Here is a 25,678-nt window from a genome sequence, read left to right as displayed (position 1 = left end):
TATACCAAGGGTATCTCCAATGGTTACTCTAAGGGGTGTACTTCACTTAGGTTGTGAAGACAAGCTTATCATTCTAGCGATCAGTTAAAGCAGAAGCTTCTTGTAATAATTACAAGCAGTATGAACAGAACCAAGATCGCGCCAGTTGAAGTCCACAATCCTCCAACTCCAGGTCCATAGCATCCTTCACCAACACCGCCAACTACACCACCCATATGTTTCCCCTCCTTGTTTTCGTGTTCACACCATCATATTCTTTAGCCCTTAGATTGGAGTAGGCATCTGCACTATACGTGACAGAAATACATTTTTTTATTAATCATTTTTGTATGTAGCCGATACGCATTCGGCTGCCCTTTGAAGAAGGAGCTCACGTTCACGGGTATTCCGGGTTATCGATGCAGCGCGTTCGAATTCAGACCGTGCTTCATCATACCTTCCCAGTTTTGCAAGCAAATCTGCACGAACACTGGGTAGCAAATGGTATTCTTTTAAAGAAGGTTCTTTATTCAACTCGTCTACAATCTGTAGAGCAAGGGCTGGACCAAATGCCATCGATATCGCTACAGCCCAGTTCAGTTCCACGATAGGCGAGGGCGTTAACCTGGCAAGTGCATCGTAAAGAGCCGCGATACGGATCCAATCCGTCTCAGCTGCGGAACGCGCCTCGGCATGACAAGCAGATATTGCCGCCTGTAGAGCGTAAGGGCCGAGCGGTCGACCTAGCTTCCGGCTCCGCTCCAGCACCGTTATACCACGGCGAATCAGCAGTTGATCCCACTTCGTACGATTTTGATCCATAAGAAGGATCGGTTCTCCCATAACATTAATCCGTGTCTTCAGACGAGATGCTTGAATCTCCATCAACGCAACCAGACCATGCACTTCCGGTTCATAAGGTGCGATCTCAGCCAAAATTCGTCCCAGCCTTAGCGCTTCCTGACATAGTAAAGGCCGAACCCAGTGTTCACCCGAAGTCGCCGAGTACCCTTCATTAAACATTAAATAGATGACTTCAAGTACTGCAGCCATACGCTGATTCAGTTCCTCCCCGGTAGGCACTTCAAATGGGACCTTCTGGGCACTCAGCATTCTCTTCGCCCGAACAATCCGCTGAGCGACCGTAGACTCCGATACAAAGAAAGAGCGTGCAATCTCATCCGTAGTTAGACCGCACAACAGACGTAGCGTTAGAGCTACTCTAGCATCCTGGGATAGTACCGGATGGCATGTCATAAAGATCAGACGAAGGAGATCATCACTGATCTCCCCATCCAAAGTATGTTCTACTTCATCCTCTGTATATAAAGGTGCCGTGCGACCAATCTCATCATATTTCTGATTACGCAGCTTGCTCCTGCGCATAAAATCAATGGCTCGGCGCTTCGCGGTCGTCATCAGCCATCCCCCTGGGTTGTCTGGAATACCGGTCTCCGGCCAGCGTTCAAGGGCAATGACCAGCGCATCCTGAGCTAGATCCTCCGCAAGAGCAACATCTCGTACCATTCGCGTCAGTCCTGCAATTAGCTTCGCTGACTCTATCCGCCATATCGCATCAATGGTTCGATGTGTCTGAGATGAACTCACGCTTTCTTCTGCTCCTCGACCTGCCTACGAAGCGTAACTTCCTTGGATAGTGTGTTAGGATTGTCCATCAATTCTTCGATTTCAAACACCTGCCTAAGCTCAATCTCCCCTTGTCCAAATCCATGCGGATCCGGCATACGCAGTGCCCATTCCAACGCTTCCTCCTTCGATTTGACCTCAATCAACGTATATCCGGCTATTAGCTCTTTGGTCTCCGTAAACGGGCCATCCACCAATTTCGGTTTGCCTCCGGGCTGCGGATAAGAGATTCGAACTGCGCTTGAGCTAGGCATTAATCCATCCGCCGCTAAGAGCACGCCGGCCTTCACCAGTTCCTCATTGTACTTCTGCATCGCATCGATAAGCTCTTGGCTCGGCATGCCTCCTGCCTCAGAGTCAGTTGTTGCTTTCACAATCATCATAAATCTCATAAGTCGATCTCTCCTCCTATTGATTCATTTATACCTGTAGGGCTTCCATACGTAACTTCGGGGTTAAAGGTGCTTATGCGTTGCTACTAAAGAACGTTTCGAGCTCAGATGAAACCTGCTTCGTATTGAGCTTTTTCGTATGACCGAGACCTTTTTACTCAGCAGCTTAGCATTCGGTAGTACGTCCGCCAGTGCCTTGGCAGCATGACGTAGCGCAACCGGGCTCTCAGTTCCTTCGATGACAATCGTTGGCATCTTGACGGTATCCCACAACTTTTGAGGCAGTGCCTTGCCATCCATATAACCATCAAGCAGTGCTGCATCATAAGGTAGCGTATGAGCAAGCGACATCAGGTTGGTCCACACGCCTGGCATGACTCGCATCATACTAACCACAAATGAAGGCGCCCCCATTCCCTTGGTCATAAAATATTTTACAGCTTCACTTCGCTGATTAGAGGCCATAAGTACTGACACATGCTTGGCGAAATCCTCCGGTGGCTTATGACCAGCATCATCAACGACAAAAGGTGGTTCATGCAAGGCTAGCTTCATAATATTCGCCCCTCTCGCCGCGGCTTGCAGAGCTAGAATCGCCCCGGATGACAATCCCCACACATAGGCCGATCCACCCGCTGCATCAATCATCGCCTGAAGATCTTCAATCTCACGCTCAATCGAGTAGATTGATGCATCCCCGCTATCGCCACGCCCGCGACGATCGTAATTATAGACAGTGAATTGCTCTGACAATAGATTGGCCAGTTGCACCTGTCCGGGGAATTTACGGTAGCTAAATGCTCCCGCTACCAGAATGAGTGGCGGTCCTTGACCCACTCGATCATAGGCTATGGATGTACCATCTTTTGAAATAACTGAATACATCGTGCATATCTCCTTTTTATTTAAATTTTGATAATTATCTCTCCAGCTCGTAAGTATAAATCACTACACCTGATCTCAATGACTTGACATCCATGAGGTGCATAGGCATTTTCTCATTTCCCTCTCTGAACAATCGTTGACCACAACCTAAGATTACCGGGTGAACCCATAATCGATATTCATCGATCAGCTGATGCTTCATCAGAGTCTGGGCGAGATCGCCGCTGCCAACGACAAGCAAATCTCCGCTTAATTGCTGCTTGATCTTCACTGCTTCTTCGGCTGCCTCACCATGGATGATCGAAGTATTCCACTCCGCCTGACTCAAGGTTCTCGACATCACGAACTTCGCCATCTGGTTCAGCCGAACTGCCAGTCCCCGCATGCCATTCGCTGACGGCCATGCTGCCGCGAAACTCTCATAAGTTTTGCGTCCGAGCAAGAGCGCATCCACCGCATGTGCCTGTTCAACAATCAGTTCTAAGTGCTCCTCGCCTACATATGGCTTCTGCCAGCCACCATATTCGAATTCCTTCGGATCGCCTGGCGCCTGCATAATTCCATCCAATGTTATGAATTGCTGCATGATAATTTTCCCCATAACGATGATCCCCGCCCTTCCGTCCCTTAAAGGTTGATTATTCGCTTGCTTAGCTTGCTGTTATCAAGACAACGAATAACGGAAAGGAAAATCGACATCGAATCCGAAAAATTTCTTCAATTATTTTTGTTTAAACTTCTATCCCAATAATAACATAATTGGGATATACTTCATCTTCCCAGTCTATTAATCTAGTCGAAAAAAGAGCATATCACTTCATAAGCGATATGCTCTAATAAATATACCCCATATATCATTCATAAAGCAGGCACTTTATGTTATATAACAAGCGTTTGTCGAATGACATTTTTTTCTAAACTCAAACTTACCCCTTCTTCATCATTGCTACTTGTCACCTGGTTAGCATATATTTTAACTTCGTCAGGCGCATTCCCCATAGCAATACCTAGTCCTGCGAATTTCAGCATATCAACATCATTGAAGTTATCCCCAATTGCCATAATTTCTTCTCTTTTAACATCATAATGGTTCATTAATTGCTGAATCACTTTTGATTTTGATGCTTCCCCAGACATGATTTCTAGATAAGTGTCTTTTGATTTGTAAATCGTTAGATCAGAATTGTCTGTCATTACGACTTTCCTAAGCTCTTCAATATCTTCACTCGGACCCATACAGAGGATTTTATGTACTTCGGGCTTTGAGTTAATAAAAGATATCAGGTCTGACTGAACAGGAGTGACTCTTGTGATTTGCTGCTCTTGTATAACCCATTCGTCTTGAGAATTTTCAACGATCCATTGATCGTGGCTATAGATATTTATTTGTATGTTTGCGAATTTACTTTTTACCATTTCATAAATACCATTAATATTCTTTTGCGGAAGGCTCTTACTAAGAACTGTGTTACCTTCACCATCTATTACCAATGAACCGCCGTAGCAAATGATCGGAGAGTCGATTTCCAATTCCTTTTGGAGCGGCAAAATTCCTCTTGGCATTCTAGCAGAAACTAGGACAAAGGGTACACCTAGGTTTGTTGTTGTTTTTACTGCATGCTTGGTTTGCTCGGAAATAACATGGTTAGAATTGATTAAAGTACCGTCTATGTCACTGAAAACTAACCTTATCTTTGTCATGAGTAGTCCTCCTCGGAGTGTTCATCGCTTCCCCTACTTTCATGAATAAACTTGATTTCAATCTTATTTTCCTCTACTTGTTTTATAAAGTTATTTGGGAGATTTTCATTTGTGATAATGGTGTCAATATCAGACCAACCAATTCCTTTATAGGAACTTACTCGATTGAATTTTTGTGAGTCAGTCAGTAAAATAACCTCTTTTGATCGTTTTGCCACTAAACCTTTTATGACCGCATCTTCAACATTAGAGAAATAGACACCATCTTCTCGGATAGCTGCTGCGCCAAGAAAAGTCTTATCGAAGTAAATATCATTTAATGAAGAAGCCACATTAACATCGAAGAAAAAACGATTCTCGTGATTAAACTTACCTCCTAAAAGGTACACATCAAGCTCGTTATTGTTAGATAATGCTTCTGCATTATCAAGAGAATGAGTATAAATTGTACAGTTTGTTTTCAAGTGATTACATAGAAATTTTACAGTAGTAGATACATCCAAGAAGCATAGGTCACCTTTTTGTATATAAGATGCCGCTAGTTTTCCTATTAAAGATTTATCTTCAACAGATGCCGTGATTCTTTCTTTATAAGCCTTTATCTTGTCATTAAACTCAGGTAGTGCAATACCTCCATGGGTTCGAATCGCAGCACCTTGTTCCACTAATTTAATGAAATCACGTCGCGTGGTGTCTCTGGAAACAGCAAGCATATCGCATATCCTCTGATTTGATATCATTTTTTCCTTATGAAGCACTTCAAGAATCTTAACTAGCCTTTCTTCTTGATAAATAGGGATCACCTCCATAATTTGATTATAAGTATTTCTGCACGTTTTGTTAAGCGTTTATAAGCAATTTTCGGAATGGAAAACATGAAGTTTGGTGAACTGGAACAGCTAAAAAGAATCTCCCCAATTAATAGAGAGATTCTTAGTAATCATTAAGTTATTGATACGCGTAGTATCAAATAGCTCCTTTAATGGTCATTATCGGATCACCGATCTTAATCGTTTCTCTCGTTTTGACCATTTCAAATTCAGGAAATTCACTATAATTTGTAACGATAGTTGGTGTTACAGTAGCGTAACCCTTTGCTCTTATAGCTTCAAGATCAAATTTTACTATCGGCTGACCTTTTTTCACTTTATCCCCACCTGTACAAGGGATTCAAAGTGCTCACCTTTCAGTTGCACCGTGTTAATACCAATATGCATTAATACTTCTGCCCCGTGAGCAGTGGTCATTACAATCGCATGTTTTGTCCGAAAGATAACAGCAATTTCTCCATCTACAGGCGCCCTTAGGATCCCTTCATCAGGCTCAATGGCCACCCCTTTACCCATATGCTCTTCTGAAAATGCCGTGTCGGGCACCTGACTCATAGGTATTACCTTGCCAGCAAAAGGACTAACAACCACTTCTTCTTCATTCAAATCAACATTCAACTTCGTGCTCTTTTCTTGTTCAATTTCATTCTTTTGTTCATTCGTTTTGTTGTTTGTTTTGTTGTTTGTTGAATTGGATTCAAATTTAAAGAACATTGTAAAAATGAAGCTTAAAATAAAGCTTACAATGATGCCTACTAGAATGGCCCACAACCCAGACATATTCCCATCAGGAGCAATATAAGTGGGTAATGCAAAAATGCTAGGAGGTACAAATGAAAATGTTTTTACACTTAGCAACACCGCAACACAACCGCCAATAGCACTTCCTAACATAGCTGCATATAACGGCTTCTTCAATTTCATAGTAACCCCATACATACCCGGCTCCGTAATCCCAAAGATTGCTGACAAGCCCGTCGACATGGTAATCGAACGTTGCTCAGGGGACTTTGATTTTACAAACACTGCAAAAATTGCTCCTGCTTGTGCCATATTACTGATTAATGCAAACGGCAACCAAAAATTATCAAATCCATTCGTAGCCAAACTTTGAATGGCGGCTGGCATGCAGGCATAGTGCATTCCTGTCATTACGATAAACGGATTGAATCCGGCAAGCAGAAAACCAGCCAAAGGACCTACCGTTGAGAATAACCAAATCAAACCTTTTGATAAATACTCACCAATGTAAAAGCCTAACGGTGCGATCACAATTAACACAATCGGTACTGTGATCACTAATACGACAAGGGAAGTTAAAATTGCTTTGAGCATAGGTGGCATTATTTTGTTGACGCCTTTATAAATATAGCTCATTAACCATACACCTAAGATAACGGGAATGACAGACGAACTATAACTTAAATACGGCAAATTAAAGAGCCAAAATTTCATGGGTTCCAATCCATTAGCCGCACCATTTATTAAAGTCGGATACAGTAGGACTCCCGCCAGACACAATGCTATAAACTCGTTGACATTGAATTTTCTCGCAGAAGACACCGCTAATAAGAATGGTAAGAAGTAAAAAGCTGAATCTGAGATCATCGTAAATACTTGGAAAACACCGTTTGTTTCTGGCATTACTTTAGTAAGCGTAATCAGTGCCAATACAACTTTCATCATACCAGCGCCAATAATGGCCGGTAGTATAGGCGAAAAGATTGCTGAGATGGTTTCAAGGACCCCATTAACTCTATTTTTCACGCCTTTTTTAGGTGTTGATTGTTCAGATGCTGCTGGTTGTTCGGTGGATTGTTTTTTATCGTGACCAATGAGTCGATTAATTTCATCAGCTACAATCTCGACGTTATTTCCTATAATAATTTGAAATTGCGAGGACGTAACTTGAATATCAATAACACCATCTAATTTTTTCAATTCTTCGATTTGAGGTATTGTGTCATCAACTAAATTAAAGCGTAATCTCGTGAAACAGTTCCAGATCAATTTAATATTATCTTTACCACCGACTAAGGGGATAATATCCTTTGATAGTTTCTTATAGTCCATCTTCATGTCCCCCTCTTTTATAGATTTTCTCCATTTGTCTCAATAATTCCTTTGTACCAATAGAAGGACTTCTTTCTATAACGCTTCCCAGTTCCCTGGCCTAAGTTATCCTTGTCCACATAAACAAATCCATAACGTTTTTCCATCTCCTGCGTTGAAGCACTCACTAAATCTATAGGTCCCCAAGCACAAAAACCCATAATCTCAATTCCATCTCTAATACACTCTTTTAACTGGATTAAATGATCTTTAATATACTCAATTCTGTAGTCATCATTTACCGTTTCATTTACTAATTTGTCATACATGCCTAATCCATTTTCTGCAATTAAGATCGGTTTTTGATAACGATCCCAGTATTGCGATAAGCAATTATACATGCCTTTGGAATCAATAGCCCATCCCCATGGACTCACCTCAAGAAACGGATTTTTCTTAGCTGAACTGTAGGAATAGGAGACATGCTGCTCCTTGGTCAACTCCATGGATACCATTTGTGAGAAATAGTAAGAAACCGCTAGGAAATCAAGTGTGTTATCTTTCAGCAATGCTTCTTCCTCTGCAGTAATCTTAATATCAATTTCACTTTCATCAAAAAATCTTGTGATATATCCTGGGTATGCCCCTCTAAACTGAACATCCGTATAATAATAATTCAGACGATTATGTTTCATCGCCAAGAGTACATTATCGGGATGTGCATTTTCCGGATAAGCCGTTAAGTCGGCCAGCATCGTGCCAATTTGAACATCATATCCTTGTTCTTTGGCAAACTTCTTCAACAGGGCACTCCCCACGATTTGATTGTGGACGCCTTGGTATTTGGCTTCTTCAAAATTGTCAACAGTATCAATGCATGTCCCTATGGACAGGAATGGCTCAATATGAAGCAAGTTAATTTGATTGATCGCAATCCAGTATTTAACTTTACCATGATAACGTTCTAACAGAGTTTGTCCATACTTTTCATACAGATCTATGACGGATTTATTTTTCCAACCTTGATATTTCTCTGTTATATACAGGGGGATTTCGTAATGTAAAATGGTTGCGATTGGTTCCATGCCATTTTTGATAATCTCATCAATAAAGTTATCGTAAAATTCTAATCCTTTTTCATTAGGAGTATAATCTTCTACACTAGGAAAAATCCGAGCCCAGTTGATTGAAAAGCGCAGTGTTTTAAATCCCATTTCTTTTAGTAATTTTAAATCTTCTTTATACGTATGATAAAAGTCGATGCCATGTCTTTTCGGATAGTATCCGTCTTTATCATTGACCGCAAATTCAACTTCAGCTTGAGTCATATTCGCCGTGTGGAGTTTAGAGTTATCCGCTTCAGGTTTATAAATAAACAAATCTGACAAGCCGATACTTTTCCCATCTTCATTCCAAGCTCCTTCAATCTGATTGGCCGCAATAGCCCCTCCCCATAAGAAATCTTGTGGAAAACCTTTGTTCATGCTGTCTTTCTCCTCTCATAAATAAAAATGTTGATATAAAAAAGATACCTAAAACGGCATAGAGAAAATCTCTATGTCATCCTAGGTATCGCCTGCATCGCAGTAACAATCCATTTTGATTATTATTTAGTTGTTAATTTATAAATATACACGAATAAATAAAATTTTTCTTCATCACCAATTGTTATATCTTGTGACTCTCGCATGTACTCAGAAATCTTCTCAACACATTTATATACCTGAGGCGTATTCTTCCTTAAAGACTTCAACATGGTGAGAGTTTGGGGATTATCTTCCTCATTCTGAGCATCAATGCTTCGTTTAATGAAGTATTTCAAGTGAGTAATAAACCGATCATAAAAAATTGACGACGCTTCCAATTGGGTAGAAAAATGAAATTCTACAATTTGTAAAATTTCTTTGATCATTTTAGGAATCTTCATGGTTTCATTAATTGTAACTTGTCCTTGTTGAGCATTTACAAAGTGCAAGGTAATAAAACCTGCCTCATCCTTTGCCAGCCTGGCTCCTGTTGCCTCGAAAATCAGTTCCAACGCTCGCAATGCTGCCTCATATTCCTTAGGGTAAACGGCTTTAATCTCATTCAATAAAGGATTACTAATATCCGTTCCTGCTTCATGGCGCTTAAATGCGTACAATAAATGATCTGAAAGTGACAAATAGATATAATCATTTAATTGAACCTCAAGCAAACTCTCAGCAAGTTCAATAATATTTTTAATTAAATCAAGATGTTCTTTAGGGATATCAGCTAATAAATCAAAAGCTGCTTCCCGATTGTAGTTTTTATCTAAGACAAAAGTCTTTTCAATTTTACTTTTATTAATTGGATCCCCTTTGCTCACTCCAAAACCAAGACCACAGCCAATCAAAATAACTTCTTGTTTGTTTTCGTTAAGCGACATTATGACATTGTTATTAAATTTTTTAGCAACCCTCACTAGCATCACCCCCGTTCATACATAATACAAAAAAAACGAGTAAAATCAAAAAAGCACACAATCCAAAAAACAATCATATAGAAAAATTTCTCTATATTATCTGTTTTAAGGTATTGCCTGCTTTACCAGTAACAATCCAGTTATTTAATTTTTACACTCTAATTATAAACAAAATAAAAGGATAAGTCAATCCTCCACAAAGTGGTTAACCATAACCTTATTTGATCTTGGCAATTTCATCAGATGGATAGATAGTCACTTTCTGCTCATTTCTGCTTAGCGCTATAGATTTCATGGCGTATGCGACTTGTTGTCCAGAAATTGAACGATATTTTCTCATCGTTCCAACGAAAATAGGGTTTATTACTTTAAGAACCAATGCCCCTATTCGTTCCCCTAACCGGAATTCACTTCGACTTCCTGTTAAAAGTGAGGGCCGGAGGATCGACAATCGAAGGAAATCCATCGCAATTAATTCCTTTTCAATCTGCCCTTTTACTCGGCCATAATGGGATAATGATTTCTCATTCGCCCCCATCGCTGTAATGATGATGAAATGTTCTGCCCCTTGCTTTTTAGCCAAAGCGGCAATCGTACGTGGATACTCAAAATCAACCTTTTTAAAGGCTTCACGAGATCCCGCTTTTTTGATGGTGGTACCCATGCAGCAGAATACATCCTGCACCTCTCCAATATCCTGTGAAGTGAGCTTATCAAAATCACAGATATGTACCTCTAGCTTAGGATGCGAGTACTCAACTGGGCGTCTAACGATTATTTTCACCAAATCATACTTTTCACTGTTACAAAGCAATTTCACCAGGTCGATTCCAACCAACCCCGTCGCTCCCACAACTAATGCAGAACGTGTAGTCTTCATAATTAGCTATTCCATCCTTTTTTAAAATCACTTTTAAAGTTGAAAATCTCATCCACCGCCTGCTGATAACCTCCTGATGCTCGCAAGGAATCCTTCATACTTATGGCAGCCTTCTTGAAGGATGCACGACTCAGCACATGATCTGCAGCTTCACGGAGTTGATCCGCCGTTATGAATTGCATTTGTAATGTTATGCCAGCACCAGTGCGCGCGACTTGCTCAGCGATGATTGGTTGATCCGCACTTTGCGGGAGGACAATAAGCGGAATGCCATAATAGAGACCTTCATGGGCACTATTCATTCCGCCATGGGTAATAAATAACTTCGCGTATTGAAGTACATCCGTTTGCGGGACATAATTTTGTACGATGAAATTTCTAGGAATATCCCCTAAGTCAGATATCTGGACTCTATCCCCTACAGACATGACAATCGTATAATCCGTGTTCTCGAAAGCCTCAAAACAGAGCTTGTAGAAATCCACCGCTTGGTTAAAGACAGTACCCAGTGATATGTAGATAGGACTATTCTCCTTAATCGCTGTATAGTCGAAGCTCTCATGAGTAATTCGTGCCGAGATGGATGGTCCTACAAATTTATAAGACAGGTCAAATGTTCCCGCCTCAGGTTGGAACTCCCGAGTGGTATATACGATCGTAAGTGGTGCAGGATTACAATACAATTCGAAGGGAGACTTGATATCCACATCATATTTTGCCTTCACTAATTCCGTTAGACTTTGATATTTATCTTGTATCAGTCTAACGATTTCTGAAGGAACTTCATCATAAAACTGCTCCAGTATCTTTTCGACAGATGCTTCAGTTTGCGCAAAAGTAGTACATGAATTGATTGCCGGAAGCTTAAGGATTTGAGCTATTAATCGTCCACAGCCAAACATGGAATCATGAATGATATAGTCAAAATGCTCTCCCTCGATCTGTTCAAGAACACTTGGTATAACAATATCGGCAGTAAGTAATAAACCGTTGATTCGCTCGAGTAAATAATTTCTACCGCCTGAGATAAAGGCCTTTATAAATTTCTGATCGTCAAAGGTTCTTACAGTAGCTCCCATCTTCTCAATCCGTTCCCGGAAAGCTTCTATACAGAAGTATACGACCTCTTCACCACGTGAAATAAGCTCCTTAACAACTCTAATCGTTGGGTTGATGTGTCCCTCTGAACCACCATTAATGAATAACACACGCGCCATTCTCAATCGCTCCTTTAGATTCATTATTGCATAAAAAGACTGCCGGAGAAATCCGACAGTCTTTGTCTTGCATGAAGTATACTTCTCGTTATTCGCTGGACAATTCCTTGAATGATTTGATTTTACCATGAGGATGGTGTTCTTGCTTTCGAGACTTCCAGGCAGCTTCTTTCCTTCTTTTCTGGTGAGCCATAAACAGATATCCTCCTCTGGAAAATGAGATGTATACCACTTCCTTAGGTTGCCATACCTGGATCATGTTCATTCAACCGGCAGTTTTTCTACAACTCAATTGGATCATTTCATTTGAACGACTACCTTTCCTTTGGCGCGTCCTTCTTCCAGATACTGAAATGCTTGCCCGGTATTTTCAAAAGTATAAACTTTATCGATAATCGGTATAATATGGCCTGCTTCAATAAATTCTTTTATTATCTTCAATTGAGCTCCACTTGGCTTCATAAAAAGGTAATGATACTTCGAGTAGCTCTTCCTCTCAAGCGCTGTAATCTTCCGGCTTACGATGGACAGAACAATTGTCTTCATCCAACCCAATTGTTGATCTTTACCGAATCTTGCGTTCGGCATACCGGAGATGGATACGATTTGTCCGCCAGGCTTCAGGATCTGGAATGATTTTTCCAAAGCCTCTCCTCCTAATGTATCAAAGACGGCGTCATATCCTGTAAGCAATTCTTCAAAATTCTCTTTTCTATAATTAATGATCAGGTCAGCACCGAGCGATTTGACTAATTCATAGCCTTTATCGCTAGCCGTTGTTGCGACATATAATCCCATTAATTTGGCCAATTGAATGGCAAAGGTGCCAACGCCTCCTGCTCCTGCATGAATCAGAATTTTTTGGCCTTTTTGAAGATTCATAATATCAGTAAAGGCTTGATAAGTCGTAAGTCCGACGAGTGGTATGGATGCTGCCTCTACAAAGCTGAGATTGTGCGGTTTTAACGAAATATCTTCTTCATGTACTGCAATATATTCAGCTAATGTGCCTATCCGACTTTTGCGCGGTCTTCCGTAAACTTCATCTCCAGGTTTAAATGCAGTGACCCGATCACCGACCTTCACCACAACACCGGAGAAATCATTTCCTAGTATTAATGGAAACTTGTAGGTCAACAAGAACTTCACTTTACCTTCCTTTATTTTATAGTCGATCGGATTTAAGCTAGCTGCGTGGATTTCCACTAATACATCATGTTCTCCCATGTCCGGCATGGGTTGCTCTGTCATGATTAATGGAGTTACCTTCCCGTATTTCTCAATGATCATAGCTTTCATTTAATATCACTCCTATTTGGATTATAGGTTTAAACAATTCGACTAAAAGAACAAAAAAATCGTTTGTCCATTTCCAGCAATTCTTTTGTTGCTTACTTAGAGCTGCTGCACTGGGCTTCGACGACTGAAATTAATGATTTGATTTGTTCAAGCGGTTTGCTGATCGTCAACATATAGTAATTTTCTACGCCTTTTTTCTCGGAATCAATATAACCAGCCTGCTTCAACACCTTCAAATGATGAGAGACAGCCGGTCTGGACAAATTGATATGTTCAGCTATCGTATTGACATTCAGACCCGATTTGTGTTGTGCAAGCAGCATAATGATGGCTTGACGGTTTGCATCGGTTAACACTTCCAGCAATGGAATGCACATTTTAAATTGTTGTAGTACACGCTCGTCTTGATCACTCATACAATCTATCTCCGTTCATTCGTTTAATCAATTAATCATAATTATAACCGTGAAAACCTAACATGTCCAGAGCACCCGTCTTTCCACCACCAACGGATGCTCCGAATTTGTTATGTTGTAACCTTTATCTTTCTAATCCCTGTACTGCGTTTTGTCCTTTGGTTGAGCTCAGTTTTAGTGAAGATCCAAGTAATATAATGATCCCCCCTACCCCGATCCAGATGAGAACAGAAAGAGGAGTATTCCAGGTTAAGCCTTTACCGAAGAAGAATATTTCACGAAGACCCTCTACCATATATCGCATTGGTAACCAGGAATAGATCCAATCACGATAAAATGAAGACATCATTTCAGGAGCAAGTGCAAGCAGTGGCGCCCGAAGAAGAGCATTAGAACAAAGACCACCATACTCTTTATTCCTAACAACGATAGTACCGCTGAAATCATCAGGAAGAAGCTAAGGGAAGTAATCGTTAAAAATAATGCCGTATCCATAAATTGCGGAATATGGAACCCTACCATTCCCTCTGCAATCCAGGTTAGCCCAAATCCAATGACAAGAGCGGCAATGGCACCCGTGATAATCTGTGTAATTTTCAGCATAAGCTTCTCTTTTTTAGAGCGAACCTGAGTATTTTTAAAGGCAAAGAAGATAATTACAGCACTCGCTATACTTCCCATCCAAAGGGGTTGGAATAAGGAAACGGGTACATTTCCATTTGCCGTGTTCGTTCCGATTTCATGTACATTTATAGTCTTTTTAGATATTGGCGTAACTAGACTGGAAGCCTGTTCAGTGGTTAAAGTTGCCCCTTGAGCTTTAAATCCTTCCAGCAGCTGAGTACGAACACTATTATTCATGTTATCAACGATTCCATTCAACATTTGTCCTGCCATAGTAGATGCTGCAGTATTCATCCCCTGATTGATGAAAATTTGAACCTCAGGCGAGGATGGGTCTGGTGTTCGCAGCGACGCTTGCTTGGCGCTAAAGTCTTTAGGAATAACTAGCGCAGCGTAGTACTCTTGATTATCTAAACCCTTTTGCACTTCGTCTGTGCTTTTTACTTCCATCCATTTCACAGCAGGTTCTTGATCTGCAGATGGTTCCGAACTTTTCCGTATCATTTCAACCAACGTATTCCCCATATTCATCTCAGGTTGATCAGGCATCTTCACACCTTCATCTTCATTGACGATAGCGATAGGCAAATTTTTGGGTTGTGGTTGAACCGATGGAAATAAGGTTAGTGAAAAAATAAATATGATTGCCAACGCTGCGATAGGCGATAACCACAATAGCTTATTTTTTAAAATTTTCATGTATTCCACTCCTCTTTTTTTGTTATAATAATGAACAACATGTTGTTTATTTATCGATGTTATGATTATAATTTTAGATAATTTCCTTTGCAATAATCACAATTCATAGTTGTGTCGTTTATCCGACATTGTTAGTGGATGTGTTGAAAATAAAATTCAAGGAGGAGTTCACTTGAGAGAAATGAATACCGATTTACGCGTCATTCGAACAAAAGAATCGATCCGAAATGCATTAGTGGAATTAATCGAAGACAATGGTTTTGAGGCCATCACGGTAAAAGACATCACCACGAGAGCAAGAATCAACCGTGGGACCTTTTATACACATTATCAAGATAAATTTGATTTAATGACCAAGTGTCAAGAGGATCTCATGCACGAAATGGCTGACATTGTGCAAAAGAACCTGCCTGATCAGTTTGAGGATCCAGGCATTAATTTCCTGGCATCAAAACCCTTTAGTGTTGCTGTTTTAATATTTGAGTATCTAGATACAAATAGGGACTTTTTGAAGGCTGTATTAGGCCCTAAAGGAGATATAAATTTCCTAACAAAACTAAAAGAATTTATGTGGAAAAATCTATTTGATAGTAAAAATGGGCCCTTAAATAAACTTAATATGCTTGTTCCTGCTGAATATTTAGTTTCATATATCTCATCGGCTCATATGGGAGTAATTCAGCAATGGCTGCTAGGTGACAGGAAAGAAACTCCTCAAGAAATGGCAACTATACTATCGACTATTACGCTAGAAGGTCCTTTATTTGCAGCTGGGTTGAAGAAGAAATAAATAGTCGATCTTCATTCCACTCGTTGACATGACACCAAATGGTCACATATAATCAAACCGACACTAAATGGTGTCTAATATGATGAAGTCATTTGGAAAGCGTGGTGAAATTAGCGGCTGTCCCTGGCAATAATAATTAGGAGAGAGTCATGTGAATATGAATGAGAAATATCAATTCAGGGATGTATTTAGCGCAATTGCAGATCCAACCAGACGGGAACTCATTCATCTGTTGGCAGAGGCGGATGAGATACCACTTCATGAAATAACATCACAGTTTCAAATGGGACGCACCGCGATATCCAAGCACTTGACCATTCTGAAAGAGGCTGATCTGGTTCATGACCGCAAAGTCGGCAGAGAAACACGATTTAGACTCAACGCCACTCCTCTAAGAGAAGTTCAGGATTGGGTAGCTTTCTACAGCAAGTACTGGAATACAAATATGATACGGTTGAGCCAACTTTTAGAGGATGAAGAAGAATGAGTTTAGCATTATCAATGGATTTTCAGTTCCGTCATCAACCATCCGAATGGTGGAATGGAATTTTCCAATACTCAAGGACTTGAAGGTGGAAAAAAATTATGTCCCAAGAATATATAGAAATCCGCGGTGCCGGGAGAACAATCTTAAAGACGTATCTTTGCGCATTCCTAAGCGTAAAATTACCATTTTTACTGGTGTATCGGGTTCCGGAAAATCGTCGATCGTATTCGATACCATCGCAGCCGAGTCCCAGCGCCTATTGAACGAAAACTTCAGCATGTTCGTCCGAAACTTTCTACCACGTATTCCGCAGCCAGAAGCCGATGCGATTGAAAATCTAAGTATGGCAGTTGTCGTTGACCAGAAACGCTTAGGCGGGGGCGCACATTCAACCTTAGGCACGATTACCGATATCTCCCCTATTCTCCGCCTTCTATTCTCACGGATCGGTCAGCCCTATGTAGGCGAAGGGCATATGTTCTCGTTCAATGATCCACATGGCATGTGTACTGAATGTAATGGAACGGGTCGCAGTCGGTGCGTAGATATGAGTAAGGCATTGGATATGTCACTCTCATTAACTGAAGGGGCCATTCTACTGCCAGACTATACTGTGGGCAGCTTCGATTTTACAATGATCGTTCAGTCGGGATCCTATGATCTCGATAAGAAGCTGAGTGATTATTCGAACGAGGAGCTAGAAGAACTGCTGTACGGGAAGGCGAAGAAAGTGGCTACACAGTTCGGTGGAAAGACCGTGAATATTACGGTGGAAGGATTCATCGAAAAGTTCACTAACAAGTATATCAAGCGGGATATTAAAGCAATGTCGGAACGAACGCAGAAGAAGGTCGAGCCCTATATCACCGATGGTCCTTGCCTGCTATGTCGCGGCACTCGCCTCAGCCAGGCAGCACTTAGCTGTAAAATCAACGGCCGCAATATTGCTGAACTCTCTTCCATGGAGGCAAGTCAGCTGATTGAGATCATACGAGGAATCAATGATCCGGTTGCAGCCCCTATGGTAAAAGCATTAACCGAAAGATTGCAGCACCTGATTGATATTGGACTGGAGTACCTAAGCCTCGACCGTGAGACCGACACCTTATCCGGCGGAGAGTCTCAACGGGTTAAAATGGTCAAGCATCTGAGTGGCAGCTTCGTCAATGTCGTCTATATCTTTGACGAGCCAAGTGTTGGACTACATCCCCGAGATGTGCATCGTCTCAATGAATTACTGCAGAAGCTTCGCGACAAAGGCAATACGGTGATTGTTGTTGAACATGACCCTGATGTGATCCAAGTAGCCGATCATATCGTCGATATCGGTCCATTCGCTGGTAGCCGTGGCGGGACCATTGTCTTCGAAGGAAGCTATTCCGGCTTGCTGGAGGCGGATACTCTTACAGGTAATCATTTGAAACATTCGATGCCGATCAAGGAGCATTTCCGTACACCTTCCGGTAAATTATCCATCGTAGATGCGAGTCTTCACAACCTGAACAATGTAAGTGTAGATATTCCAACCGGTGTATTAACCGTAGTAACAGGAGTGGCTGGTTCCGGTAAGAGCACATTAATTAACGAAGTGTTCTTACAGCAGCATTCGGATGCGATTGTGATCGACCAGACATTTGTTGGTACCTCTACTCGTTCAAATCCGGCTACATACACCGGTATCATGGATGATGTACGTAAAGCCTTTGCCTCAGCCAACAAAGTGAATGCTGGATTGTTCAGCTTCAATTCCAAGGGAGCCTGCGACAACTGCCAAGGTCTTGGTGTGGTTTATACTGAATTGGCCTTTTTGGAAACCGTGAAGACACCTTGCGAAGTGTGTGGTGGCAAACGCTTCAAAGAAGAAGTATTGGGCTACAAACTGAACGGTAAGTCGATCGCTGATGTACTGGCGATGACCGTTCAAGAAGCCCTCGATTTCTTTGAGATCAAAGAAGTTGTACGGAAGCTACAGGCCATGAGTGACGTCGGACTCGATTATCTGACACTTGGCCAACCTCTTAGCTCACTGTCTGGTGGTGAGTGCCAACGCATCAAGCTGGCCAGTGAACTGCACAAAAAGGGAAGCATTTACGTAATGGACGAGCCAACGACTGGACTGCATATGTCGGATATTACTCATCTTCTGGCTATCATGAATCGTCTTGTAGATGCCGGAAATACGGTAATAGTCATTGAACATAACCTAAATGTCATAAGAAACGCAGACTGGATCATTGATATGGGTCCTGAAGGTGGCAGCAATGGCGGACAAGTCGTATTTGAGGGCACACCCAAACAACTCATAAGCGCAAAGCAGTCACTTACAAGCAAATATATTATGTAGCCCTACCTCAAAAAACAGATCACTTTATGGACTCAAGTCCATTTAGTGATCTGTTTGTATATTCAGCCATTATACCGCCTGCGTGATCTGTACGAACCTCGCCATTCTCTCCAGGGCCTTCTCCAAATCGACAAGTGAAGTTGCATACGAACAGCGGATAAAGCCCTCTCCACCGGACCCGAACACATGACCAGGTACAACTGCCACCTTCGCCTCCTTCAACAACCACAGAGCAAATTGTTCAGATGTCATTCCAGTAGAAGAAATGGAAGGAAAAGCATAGAAAGTCCCCTCAGGCTCATGACAAGTTAATCCTATAGTATTCAACCCACCCACAAACAACTTACGGCGTTCATTGTAGCTTGCCATCATTTCGTCCTTGGCAGCCAGACCATGACGCAATGATTCAAGCGCCGCGATCTGTGCTATGGTAGGAGCACACATCGCCGTGTACTGGTGGATTTTCAACATGCCGGCTATTAACTCACGCGGACCACATGCATAACCTACTCTCCAACCTGTCATCGCAAAAGCTTTAGAAAAGCCACTAATGACGATCGTTCGCTCCTTCATGCCTGGCAATGAGGCAATACTGACATGCTTTCTTCCGAAAGTCAGCTCAGCATATACTTCATCTGAAATAACAACCAAATTATGCTTAATAAGAAGCTCAGCTATCGGCTGCCAATCCTGCTCTGTCATCACTGATCCGGTCGGATTACACGGATAATTGAGCATCAAAACCTTAGAATGAGGCGTAATCGCCGCTTGCAATGCTTGCGGGGTCAACTTGAACCGCTCCTCTGGAGTTGTCATCACTTCGACAATCTTCCCCCATGCAGATGAGTAATCGGTTCATAGGCAACATAGCTTGGTGCCGGAATCAGCACTTCATCCCCCTGATCAAGAACGGTCCGTAGCGCCAGGTCGACAGCTTCACTACTCCCGACCGTGACGAAGATTTCATGATTAGGGTCATAGGAAAGTGCAAAGCTACGATTCAAATAACTCGTTATCTCCTCCCGCAGCTCCATCAAGCCAGCGTTAGAGGTATATTTGGTTTTCCCATCACGCAAAGCCTGAATACAAGTTTCACGAACTCGTTCTGGTGTCACAAAATCCGGCTCTCCAACTCCAAGGCCAATCGTATCTCCGGCTGCTGCATTCAGATCAAAGAAAGCACGGATACCCGATGGCTTAATATTCTGTACATTTGAAGACAAAAATCTCCCAGCACCCTTATCACTAAACATACTGCAGCATCCCCATTCTTGTCTCCGCTCGCGGAGCGAACTGTCAATGATCCGATCCAATAGCTGTGAAAAGCTCATACCTGCTGCCGCTGCGCTCTTCGGAAGCAGGCTGCCCGAGGTCATTCCAGGTAAAGAGTTGACTTCTAGCACGTAAGGGATATCCTCACACAAAATCATATCGATCCTGGCATAGACTTTGCACTGTAGCTGCCGATAGGTGGCAATCGCCGCCTCACGCACACGCTGCTGGATCGCGGGAGGAAACTCAATCACTTTTTCCTCAGCGCCACCAACCTCATATTTTGCCGTGTAGTCGAACCATGCTGAATGAGCGGAGCGAATGCCAATAATAGGTAGCACCTCTCCATCAACGATGGAACAAGTTATCTCCATCCCTTGAATATAGGGCTCAATCAATATGGTCTGATCTAAAGTACAAGCCTCCTGAACTGCTGCAAGCAGTTCAGTTTCATTATGCACAAGCTGGATACCAATACTGGATCCTCCCGTATTCGGCTTCACAATAACCGGGTAACCCAACTGTTCTACCGCCTGTGGATCATATTCGTCCATTCCCTGCCAACAAAGACCTACAGGCGTACTCACTCCCGCTGCCTTAAGCAGCATCTTCGACAATTGCTTATTCATACATAAGCTACTAGCCAGAACACCGCTTCCCGTGTACGGGATACCCAGTGTCTCCAGCGCTCCCTGCACCGTGCCATCCTCACCAAATTGGCCATGCAACGCTAAAAATGCAAGATCTATGTTGGTCTGTTGAACCTGAGTGATTAAATCCGCTCGCTGATCAATGATAATAGGAACTACCTCATAACGACTTCGATCCAAATGATGAATTATCTCTTCACCTGTCCGTAGTGACACCTCACGTTCAGAAGAAATACCGCCCATAATTACACCTATCTTCATCATGACACCTCATTTGTTGTATTTATCGTTATGCCTTAAGAATTTGGCGTACCTGCTCGCCGATCAATTGAATCCCCCGCTCGATATTCTCAGCCGTAACCCGTGAGAACCCAAGTCGCAATGTATTCGTCCCTTCGCCTTCTTGAATGAAGAACCGGTCTCCCGGTGTAAAAATAACACCCTGTTTTGTACAAGCATCTAACAGTTGACGTGTATCAACAGTTGGCGGGAGGGTAAGAAACAGATGTAGGCCCCCGTCGCCCGATAGCTGCGCCTCAGGAAGATGCGCTTCACAACATGCCTTCGTTAGCTCGTATTTGCGTTTATACTCCGTGCGTGCTTTTTTAACATATTTATCGAAATTGCCATTGAGCAAATATTGATACAAAATCGATTGATCGATTGTTGATGTATGAATCGTACGCGCACGCTTAATGCTCTCCAGATTGTCGATCAGTGCCCTGTCTGCAAGCACCCAGCCTACCCTTAGCCCAGGGAACAGCACCTTGGAGAAGCTACCGATATATATGACTCCATTCCCCTGGCCTGCAGTCGCAATTAGAGGCGCGATATGCGATCCTGAATAGCGTAGTTCCTCATTGAATCCATCCTCAATCACCGGAATCTGATAACGCATCATCAATCTCACAACAGCGTTGCGCTTCGCCGCTGACATGACTATTCCTGTAGGATTGTGATAGGAAGGCGTTAGATAAGCTAGATCGAAGTGATGTGCCTTTTTCTCTAATTCCGCCTCAAGCAACTCCACATCTATACCGTCTCGTTCCATCGGGATGCCGGTAATTTCAAATCCCTGCAGCTTCATATTTTTGATTGCAGTATGGTGGGTCGGATTCTCGCAAAGGGCCGCTCCACGGCGTCCAGAAGGACGCAGTGCCGACAGCACAATGTCAAATCCTTCTGTAAATCCGCTTGTAATCAACATATCTTTGCCGCTGATATCGACTCCCTTATTCTCCATATAACGCATCAGATAATCGATCAGCGGCTTATAGCCTTTAGCATAGCCATAGTTCAGCAGCACCTGCCCTTCGATCGCCATCCGATCCATAAAGGCTCGCTTCACATCTCCGAGATCAAATAAATGCTCATCCGGAGCGATGCTGGTAAATGAGATGGTTCCTTTTTGAGCGCGGATGCCCTGCTTCATCATATCTAACTCTACAGCTGATCCGGCATACTCGTTCATTCTCGCCTTCCAGTCTATCTGCCAGGCGGAGGAGGCAACAGACTGACCACTATCTGCAGCCAATTGAGCTACATAACTGCCCTTCCCAGGAAGAGCATACGTATATCCGTCATCTTCCAGCCCTTCATAGGCGGCAATGATTGTATTGCGGCTCACCTTGAGCAATCCGCTCATTTCTCGTGTAGAAGGCAGCTTCTGATCCGCTTGAAGCGCCCCTTTTATAATTAAACGTTTCACGTATTCTTTCACTTGTATCGCGACCGGACGATCGTCGACGAGTTTGAAATCTTGGAACATTCTTCATCGCCCCCTTCTGTAATTCTGGCATAGTAGACGCAAGAAAAAAGAACCACCCAACAGGATTTTCATCCTTCGGTGGTTCTTTGGTATATTATACTTTATTTGTCGATGAAAGCTCCATTTTCAAACGTTCCAACTGCGATAAGTGATGCCGATAATGCATTTCGACCAACAAGAACCATTCTTTGGCGTTTAACGCGCCGAATCTGGGATGAGCGATCTTGTGCCGTAGGGATGCCTGACTCAAGGCGGGTTCCGTTCGTCTCATCCGCTCTACCACACTATGAAGCCCTTCCGTAAGTTGTTCCTTGCTTTCCGGCTGCTGCGGAGTGTATTGAGGCGAAGCCGGGACTCGAATCCGAATGGGAGGAAAACTTCCTTGCTCGAATATGATCCTACCTTGCTCCGTTTTTTCTTCTTCGTGAGCCAAGGTTTCATTACTTTCTGTTAAACATTGGTCGACATGTTGTAATTGCATATATTGAGCCGATTGAATCAAATGCATATACATTTGCCCGATGGACCATTCCTCCTCGTTCGGTTTTTGAAGCGTCTGCTTCAAATCGAGGTTGTCCAGTTCGAGTAAATAACGTTCTACCGTCGCTTCAAACTCCTGTAATGCTTCCTGTGTACTTCTCATCAAGTAAACAACTCCTCATCAATAAATAGTAGGTATATTCTTAATATAAAAAAACGCTACTGACAACAGTATGTCAGTAGCGTTTTAGTATTTTTTCTACCTCTGACCGAATGCGAAGTCGGAAAGATTCTGGTTCCAACACCTCGACGTCTCCACCCCAGCCAAGGATATAAGGCAGCAATTCTTCCATATGCCTAACGCGAAAAGTGACCAGAAAATTGTCCTTCCGCGCCTCCATCGCTTCCATATAAAAATTACCAGGTCTCGGCGATTTTGTCGGCAATATCAAGATTCACCCGAACCACTATCCGCATGTTTCGGTCGTCAGGTGGGCGGTAACGGCTCAGGTCAAATCCGGGCAGCATGGAAAAGCGCTCTTCTAACACGGTAAGCTCCGTCATCCGTGACAATCGGAAATGACGGATATCCTGCCGTAGATCACAGTATGCAATCAACATCCAGTTTCCCTGAACAAGCACCAGTCCGTATGGAGCAACCTCCCGCCTGCTTTCGCGTTTCCCGTCCAATTCTGACATTTTTTTCAGATACGTAAAACTTAATTTACGACGTTCCAGAATCGCACGCCGTACTTGTCCAAGATAATCCTTCTCTTTCCGACCCATTACCGATTCTCTAATATGAAGAAGGCGCATTGTTTCCCGTACACGCGCTGATTCGCCGCGCACCTGTTCCGGCAGAACCGCTTCGATTTTCCGCCTGGCCGCCTTAGAAGCACTGACGTATTCGCCATCCAACTTCTGCTCGATAAAATCCGTTCCCATAAGTAAGGCTACTGCCTCATCTGCCGTAAAACCGACAGGTGGCAAAAAATACCCTTCCATCAGAGAATATCCCTGTCCGGGAGCTCCAACGATCGGGACTCCGGCCTCGCTAAGGGCTTGAATATCACGATATATCGTCCGCACACTCGTCTCAAACTGAGCCGCCAAATCTTCCGCTTTGAGCATCTTAGTCCGCTGCAGTTCAAGCGTAATAGCGAGCTGCCGTTCGGTTTTGTTCATTTTAACTTCCCTCCTGAAAGTATAGAAAAAGCCGCCTACTTGGCGGCCTGAACTTCCCTTCAATTTGGATATATGGACTTGGAATCTCTAATTCATTTTGCTCCATCCATGTTGTCTACTTGCTCAATCGAGCCTACAAATATCCATCCTTGTTCCCAGCCACGATCCTTGTGAAGTCGATCTTTAACAGCTTGCTTAACGAAAGCCTTATGGCTAACTTCTACGACAATACTTCCCGTTCTAGTTATTTTATCTCGGCCATGATATGTGTAATTTGCTTTGAACGCCAAATCTCTAACTGGAACTTCCCCTATAGTACTGATCGTCTTGCCATCATCTGATAATCTTAAATCAAGAACTTGTTCGAATACCGATTGGGCAACCTTAATCTGTTGAGAGAGGAACTCCTTATCTGAGGAGTCTTCACACTCTCTTCGTATTTTTGACAAGAAATCCTGAACACTCTGCATGATCAATGCAGACTCTTCACTTGATAATTTTGCTTCCATACTTTGCACGCTCCTTTTCGGTCATATAGCCCAAATGTTTGATGAAGCAGTACTAGTATATTTCGGTACAACCATGAACAATTCCTCTGGAAGATTCGTATGAATTTTAATTATTAAAATTACCAGCTCATCTCGGAGTATCCCCTAATCCACTCTATTCGCTGCCTTCTTAATACTATCGAAGCTGACCGCACCCAGATAGCGCTCTCGGATGTTACCCGAAGGATCGATAATATAAGTGGTCGGATACGCAGTTACCTTATATTCTTTCAACACGTCTCCATCCTTGTCCAGCACGATAGGAAAGCTTAGTCCTTCTTTATCTACATAATTTTCTACATTATCGCTGCTTCGCTCCTGGCTCGTTGCATTGATAGATAGAACGACAACGTCGTCCTGATTCTGTTGATCTTGATAAAACCTCTCCATATGAGGCATCTCTGCTTGACATACACGACACCAGGTTGCCCAGAAATTCATGACGACGGTTTTGCCACGGTAGTCGGATAGTCTAACAGATTTTCCGTCTAAGTCTGTCAATTCGAAATCAGGAGCAGCTTGATCCTGGCGAACACTCTTGCCTCCCGTTGTATTGAGTATCGTAACCCCTAACATCACGACGATGAGTACAACTCCAAGCGATTGGGCTGCGATCCTAGTCGACGGACTAAGAAGGAAAGCAAGTAATGTAACCGATACAGCCAGTCCCAAATAATCAGCTACGCCGGACGGGCCGCTTAGAAGAATGAAACCGAGGAATGCAGTCGCCGCCATCCCTGCCCCCCAGCTCACTACAACCAACATCGCCTCCCAGCTTCTTACCCGGCGATAATTCCGTAGAAATAAATAAGCGACCGCAACAATGGACGCTATCAAGACACCTTTCAGCCCTCCGCTAAAGAAGACTAAAGAGAGCGGATGCTGGATGACCCCCTTGAAGTCGAACAAAATCAAGCTTAGCTTCCAAACAATCAACCATAGAAAGACGGCATTCCAAGCGTCCGATACGAGTCGCTCCTGATGTGGACGATCTCTTTCCCGAAAACGAACCGCCAGAACGCCGATGATACCAGCAATCAAATAAATTAACAGTTCGATATTCAGCACAAACGTGCCAAATTGCAAA

Annotated in this window: 20 protein-coding genes and 6 pseudogenes; 3 read left to right on the top strand and 23 right to left on the bottom strand. The window is 42.8% G+C overall.

The window, feature by feature from the left end:
• Positions 1-80 precede the first annotated feature (80 nt).
• From RE628_RS13585 to RE628_RS13510, 16 genes and pseudogenes are all read right to left on the bottom strand, one after another.
• Positions 81-215: a YjcZ family sporulation protein gene (locus tag RE628_RS13585; protein ID WP_309159155.1), complete on the bottom strand. Its 135-nt coding sequence runs from the start codon at positions 213-215 to the stop codon at positions 81-83.
• 100 nt (positions 216-315) lie between these two features.
• Complete coding sequence (locus RE628_RS13580; RefSeq protein ID WP_309159154.1) at positions 316-1,587, bottom strand: RNA polymerase sigma factor; 1,272 nt, start codon at positions 1,585-1,587, stop codon at positions 316-318.
• Positions 1,584-2,018, bottom strand: coding sequence for a YciI family protein (locus tag RE628_RS13575; RefSeq protein ID WP_309159153.1), 435 nt, complete (start codon positions 2,016-2,018; stop codon positions 1,584-1,586). The genes RE628_RS13580 and RE628_RS13575 overlap by 4 nt, the downstream gene beginning before the upstream one ends.
• Positions 2,019-2,081: 63 nt before the next feature.
• The gene (locus tag RE628_RS13570) at positions 2,082-2,903 is read right to left on the bottom strand and encodes an alpha/beta fold hydrolase (protein WP_309159152.1); all 822 of its coding nucleotides are present in this window, start codon (positions 2,901-2,903) and stop codon (positions 2,082-2,084) included.
• A gap of 34 nt (positions 2,904-2,937) precedes the next feature.
• A complete protein-coding gene (locus RE628_RS13565; protein WP_309159151.1) occupies positions 2,938-3,504 on the bottom strand; it encodes a dihydrofolate reductase family protein in 567 nt (188 codons plus the stop codon).
• A 278-nt stretch (positions 3,505-3,782) separates the two neighbouring features.
• Positions 3,783-4,604: a Cof-type HAD-IIB family hydrolase gene (locus RE628_RS13560; RefSeq protein WP_309159150.1), complete on the bottom strand. Its 822-nt coding sequence runs from the start codon at positions 4,602-4,604 to the stop codon at positions 3,783-3,785.
• Positions 4,601-5,413, bottom strand: coding sequence for a DeoR/GlpR family DNA-binding transcription regulator (locus RE628_RS13555; protein ID WP_309159149.1), 813 nt, complete (start codon positions 5,411-5,413; stop codon positions 4,601-4,603). The genes RE628_RS13560 and RE628_RS13555 overlap by 4 nt, the downstream gene beginning before the upstream one ends.
• Before the next feature lie 157 nt (positions 5,414-5,570).
• A pseudogene (locus RE628_RS13550) lies at positions 5,571-7,507 on the bottom strand (beta-glucoside-specific PTS transporter subunit IIABC).
• A gap of 17 nt (positions 7,508-7,524) precedes the next feature.
• Entirely contained in the window at positions 7,525-8,970 is a 1,446-nt protein-coding gene (locus tag RE628_RS13545; RefSeq protein WP_309159148.1) for a glycoside hydrolase family 1 protein, read from the bottom strand.
• Between the two features lie 122 nt (positions 8,971-9,092).
• Entirely contained in the window at positions 9,093-9,932 is an 840-nt protein-coding gene (locus RE628_RS13540) for a PRD domain-containing protein (RefSeq protein ID WP_309159147.1), read from the bottom strand.
• Between the two features lie 217 nt (positions 9,933-10,149).
• Positions 10,150-10,812, bottom strand: a complete 663-nt coding sequence (locus tag RE628_RS13535) for an oxidoreductase (protein WP_309159146.1) — start codon at positions 10,810-10,812, stop codon at positions 10,150-10,152.
• A gap of 2 nt (positions 10,813-10,814) precedes the next feature.
• On the bottom strand, positions 10,815-12,029 hold the full coding sequence (locus RE628_RS13530; RefSeq protein WP_309159145.1) for a macrolide family glycosyltransferase: 1,215 nt from the start codon (positions 12,027-12,029) through the stop codon (positions 10,815-10,817).
• Between the two features lie 88 nt (positions 12,030-12,117).
• Positions 12,118-12,222: a DUF6254 family protein gene (locus RE628_RS13525; RefSeq protein WP_309159144.1), complete on the bottom strand. Its 105-nt coding sequence runs from the start codon at positions 12,220-12,222 to the stop codon at positions 12,118-12,120.
• Positions 12,223-12,326: 104 nt separating this feature from the next.
• Positions 12,327-13,328 carry an NADP-dependent oxidoreductase gene (locus RE628_RS13520; protein ID WP_309159143.1) on the bottom strand — a complete coding sequence of 334 codons (1,002 nt, stop codon included), beginning with the start codon at positions 13,326-13,328 and terminating at the stop codon, positions 12,327-12,329.
• A 92-nt stretch (positions 13,329-13,420) separates the two neighbouring features.
• Positions 13,421-13,744 (bottom strand): ArsR/SmtB family transcription factor, encoded by a 324-nt coding sequence (locus RE628_RS13515; protein ID WP_309159142.1) that lies wholly within the window; start codon positions 13,742-13,744, stop codon positions 13,421-13,423.
• A gap of 124 nt (positions 13,745-13,868) precedes the next feature.
• Positions 13,869-15,061 (bottom strand): annotated as a pseudogene (locus RE628_RS13510) (YhgE/Pip domain-containing protein).
• Positions 15,062-15,239: 178 nt separating this feature from the next.
• On the opposite strand from RE628_RS13510, the gene RE628_RS13505 reads away from it, so the two are divergent.
• The 3 genes and pseudogenes from RE628_RS13505 to RE628_RS13495 all read left to right on the top strand — a co-directional run bounded on the left by RE628_RS13505 (position 15,240) and on the right by RE628_RS13495 (position 18,688).
• Positions 15,240-15,857 (top strand): TetR/AcrR family transcriptional regulator, encoded by a 618-nt coding sequence (locus RE628_RS13505; RefSeq protein ID WP_309159141.1) that lies wholly within the window; start codon positions 15,240-15,242, stop codon positions 15,855-15,857.
• A 157-nt stretch (positions 15,858-16,014) separates the two neighbouring features.
• Positions 16,015-16,344 (top strand): ArsR/SmtB family transcription factor, encoded by a 330-nt coding sequence (locus RE628_RS13500; RefSeq protein ID WP_309159462.1) that lies wholly within the window; start codon positions 16,015-16,017, stop codon positions 16,342-16,344.
• A gap of 98 nt (positions 16,345-16,442) precedes the next feature.
• Positions 16,443-18,688 (top strand): annotated as a pseudogene (locus RE628_RS13495) (ATP-binding cassette domain-containing protein).
• Positions 18,689-18,757: 69 nt separating this feature from the next.
• Here RE628_RS13495 and RE628_RS13490 read toward each other — a convergent pair.
• The 7 genes and pseudogenes from RE628_RS13490 to RE628_RS13460 all read right to left on the bottom strand — a co-directional run bounded on the left by RE628_RS13490 (position 18,758) and on the right by RE628_RS13460 (position 25,677).
• A pseudogene (locus tag RE628_RS13490) lies at positions 18,758-19,941 on the bottom strand (aminotransferase class I/II-fold pyridoxal phosphate-dependent enzyme).
• Between the two features lie 9 nt (positions 19,942-19,950).
• Positions 19,951-20,871: pseudogene (locus RE628_RS13485) on the bottom strand (D-alanine--D-alanine ligase); the annotation flags it as partial.
• Positions 20,872-20,899: 28 nt separating this feature from the next.
• Positions 20,900-22,378 (bottom strand): aminotransferase-like domain-containing protein, encoded by a 1,479-nt coding sequence (locus RE628_RS13480; RefSeq protein ID WP_309159140.1) that lies wholly within the window; start codon positions 22,376-22,378, stop codon positions 20,900-20,902.
• Positions 22,379-22,472: 94 nt separating this feature from the next.
• Positions 22,473-23,021, bottom strand: a complete 549-nt coding sequence (locus RE628_RS13475) for a DinB family protein (protein WP_309159461.1) — start codon at positions 23,019-23,021, stop codon at positions 22,473-22,475.
• Positions 23,022-23,094: 73 nt separating this feature from the next.
• Positions 23,095-24,043 (bottom strand): annotated as a pseudogene (locus tag RE628_RS13470) (helix-turn-helix transcriptional regulator).
• A gap of 92 nt (positions 24,044-24,135) precedes the next feature.
• Positions 24,136-24,552: a hypothetical protein gene (locus RE628_RS13465; protein WP_309159139.1), complete on the bottom strand. Its 417-nt coding sequence runs from the start codon at positions 24,550-24,552 to the stop codon at positions 24,136-24,138.
• Positions 24,553-24,696: 144 nt separating this feature from the next.
• Positions 24,697-25,677, bottom strand: coding sequence for a redoxin domain-containing protein (locus RE628_RS13460; protein ID WP_309159138.1), 981 nt, complete (start codon positions 25,675-25,677; stop codon positions 24,697-24,699).
• Between the last annotated feature and the right edge of the window lies 1 nt (position 25,678).

This window comes from Paenibacillus sp. D2_2 (genome assembly GCF_031199965.1).
Classification (GTDB): Bacteria; Bacillota; Bacilli; order Paenibacillales; family Paenibacillaceae; genus Fontibacillus.
This window is presented reverse-complemented; position numbering and strand designations above follow the sequence as displayed.

Excerpts from the sequence above, each read along its gene's own strand:
- RE628_RS13585 (WP_309159155.1), bottom strand. The coding sequence starts at position 215 with ATGGGTGGTGTAGTTGGCGGTGTTGGTGAAGGATGCTATGGACCTGGA.
- RE628_RS13575 (WP_309159153.1), bottom strand. The coding sequence starts at position 2,018 with ATGAGATTTATGATGATTGTGAAAGCAACAACTGACTCTGAGGCAGGA.
- RE628_RS13570 (WP_309159152.1), bottom strand. The coding sequence starts at position 2,903 with ATGTATTCAGTTATTTCAAAAGATGGTACATCCATAGCCTATGATCGA.
- RE628_RS13565 (WP_309159151.1), bottom strand. The coding sequence starts at position 3,504 with ATGGGGAAAATTATCATGCAGCAATTCATAACATTGGATGGAATTATG.
- RE628_RS13560 (WP_309159150.1), bottom strand. The coding sequence starts at position 4,604 with ATGACAAAGATAAGGTTAGTTTTCAGTGACATAGACGGTACTTTAATC.
- RE628_RS13555 (WP_309159149.1), bottom strand. The coding sequence starts at position 5,413 with ATGGAGGTGATCCCTATTTATCAAGAAGAAAGGCTAGTTAAGATTCTT.
- RE628_RS13545 (WP_309159148.1), bottom strand. The coding sequence starts at position 8,970 with ATGAACAAAGGTTTTCCACAAGATTTCTTATGGGGAGGGGCTATTGCG.
- RE628_RS13535 (WP_309159146.1), bottom strand. The coding sequence starts at position 10,812 with ATGAAGACTACACGTTCTGCATTAGTTGTGGGAGCGACGGGGTTGGTT.
- RE628_RS13530 (WP_309159145.1), bottom strand. The coding sequence starts at position 12,029 with ATGGCGCGTGTGTTATTCATTAATGGTGGTTCAGAGGGACACATCAAC.
- RE628_RS13525 (WP_309159144.1), bottom strand. The coding sequence starts at position 12,222 with ATGGCTCACCAGAAAAGAAGGAAAGAAGCTGCCTGGAAGTCTCGAAAG.
- RE628_RS13520 (WP_309159143.1), bottom strand. The coding sequence starts at position 13,328 with ATGAAAGCTATGATCATTGAGAAATACGGGAAGGTAACTCCATTAATC.
- RE628_RS13515 (WP_309159142.1), bottom strand. The coding sequence starts at position 13,744 with ATGAGTGATCAAGACGAGCGTGTACTACAACAATTTAAAATGTGCATT.
- RE628_RS13500 (WP_309159462.1), top strand. The coding sequence starts at position 16,015 with ATGAATGAGAAATATCAATTCAGGGATGTATTTAGCGCAATTGCAGAT.
- RE628_RS13480 (WP_309159140.1), bottom strand. The coding sequence starts at position 22,378 with ATGTTCCAAGATTTCAAACTCGTCGACGATCGTCCGGTCGCGATACAA.
- RE628_RS13475 (WP_309159461.1), bottom strand. The coding sequence starts at position 23,021 with ATGAGAAGTACACAGGAAGCATTACAGGAGTTTGAAGCGACGGTAGAA.
- RE628_RS13465 (WP_309159139.1), bottom strand. The coding sequence starts at position 24,552 with ATGGAAGCAAAATTATCAAGTGAAGAGTCTGCATTGATCATGCAGAGT.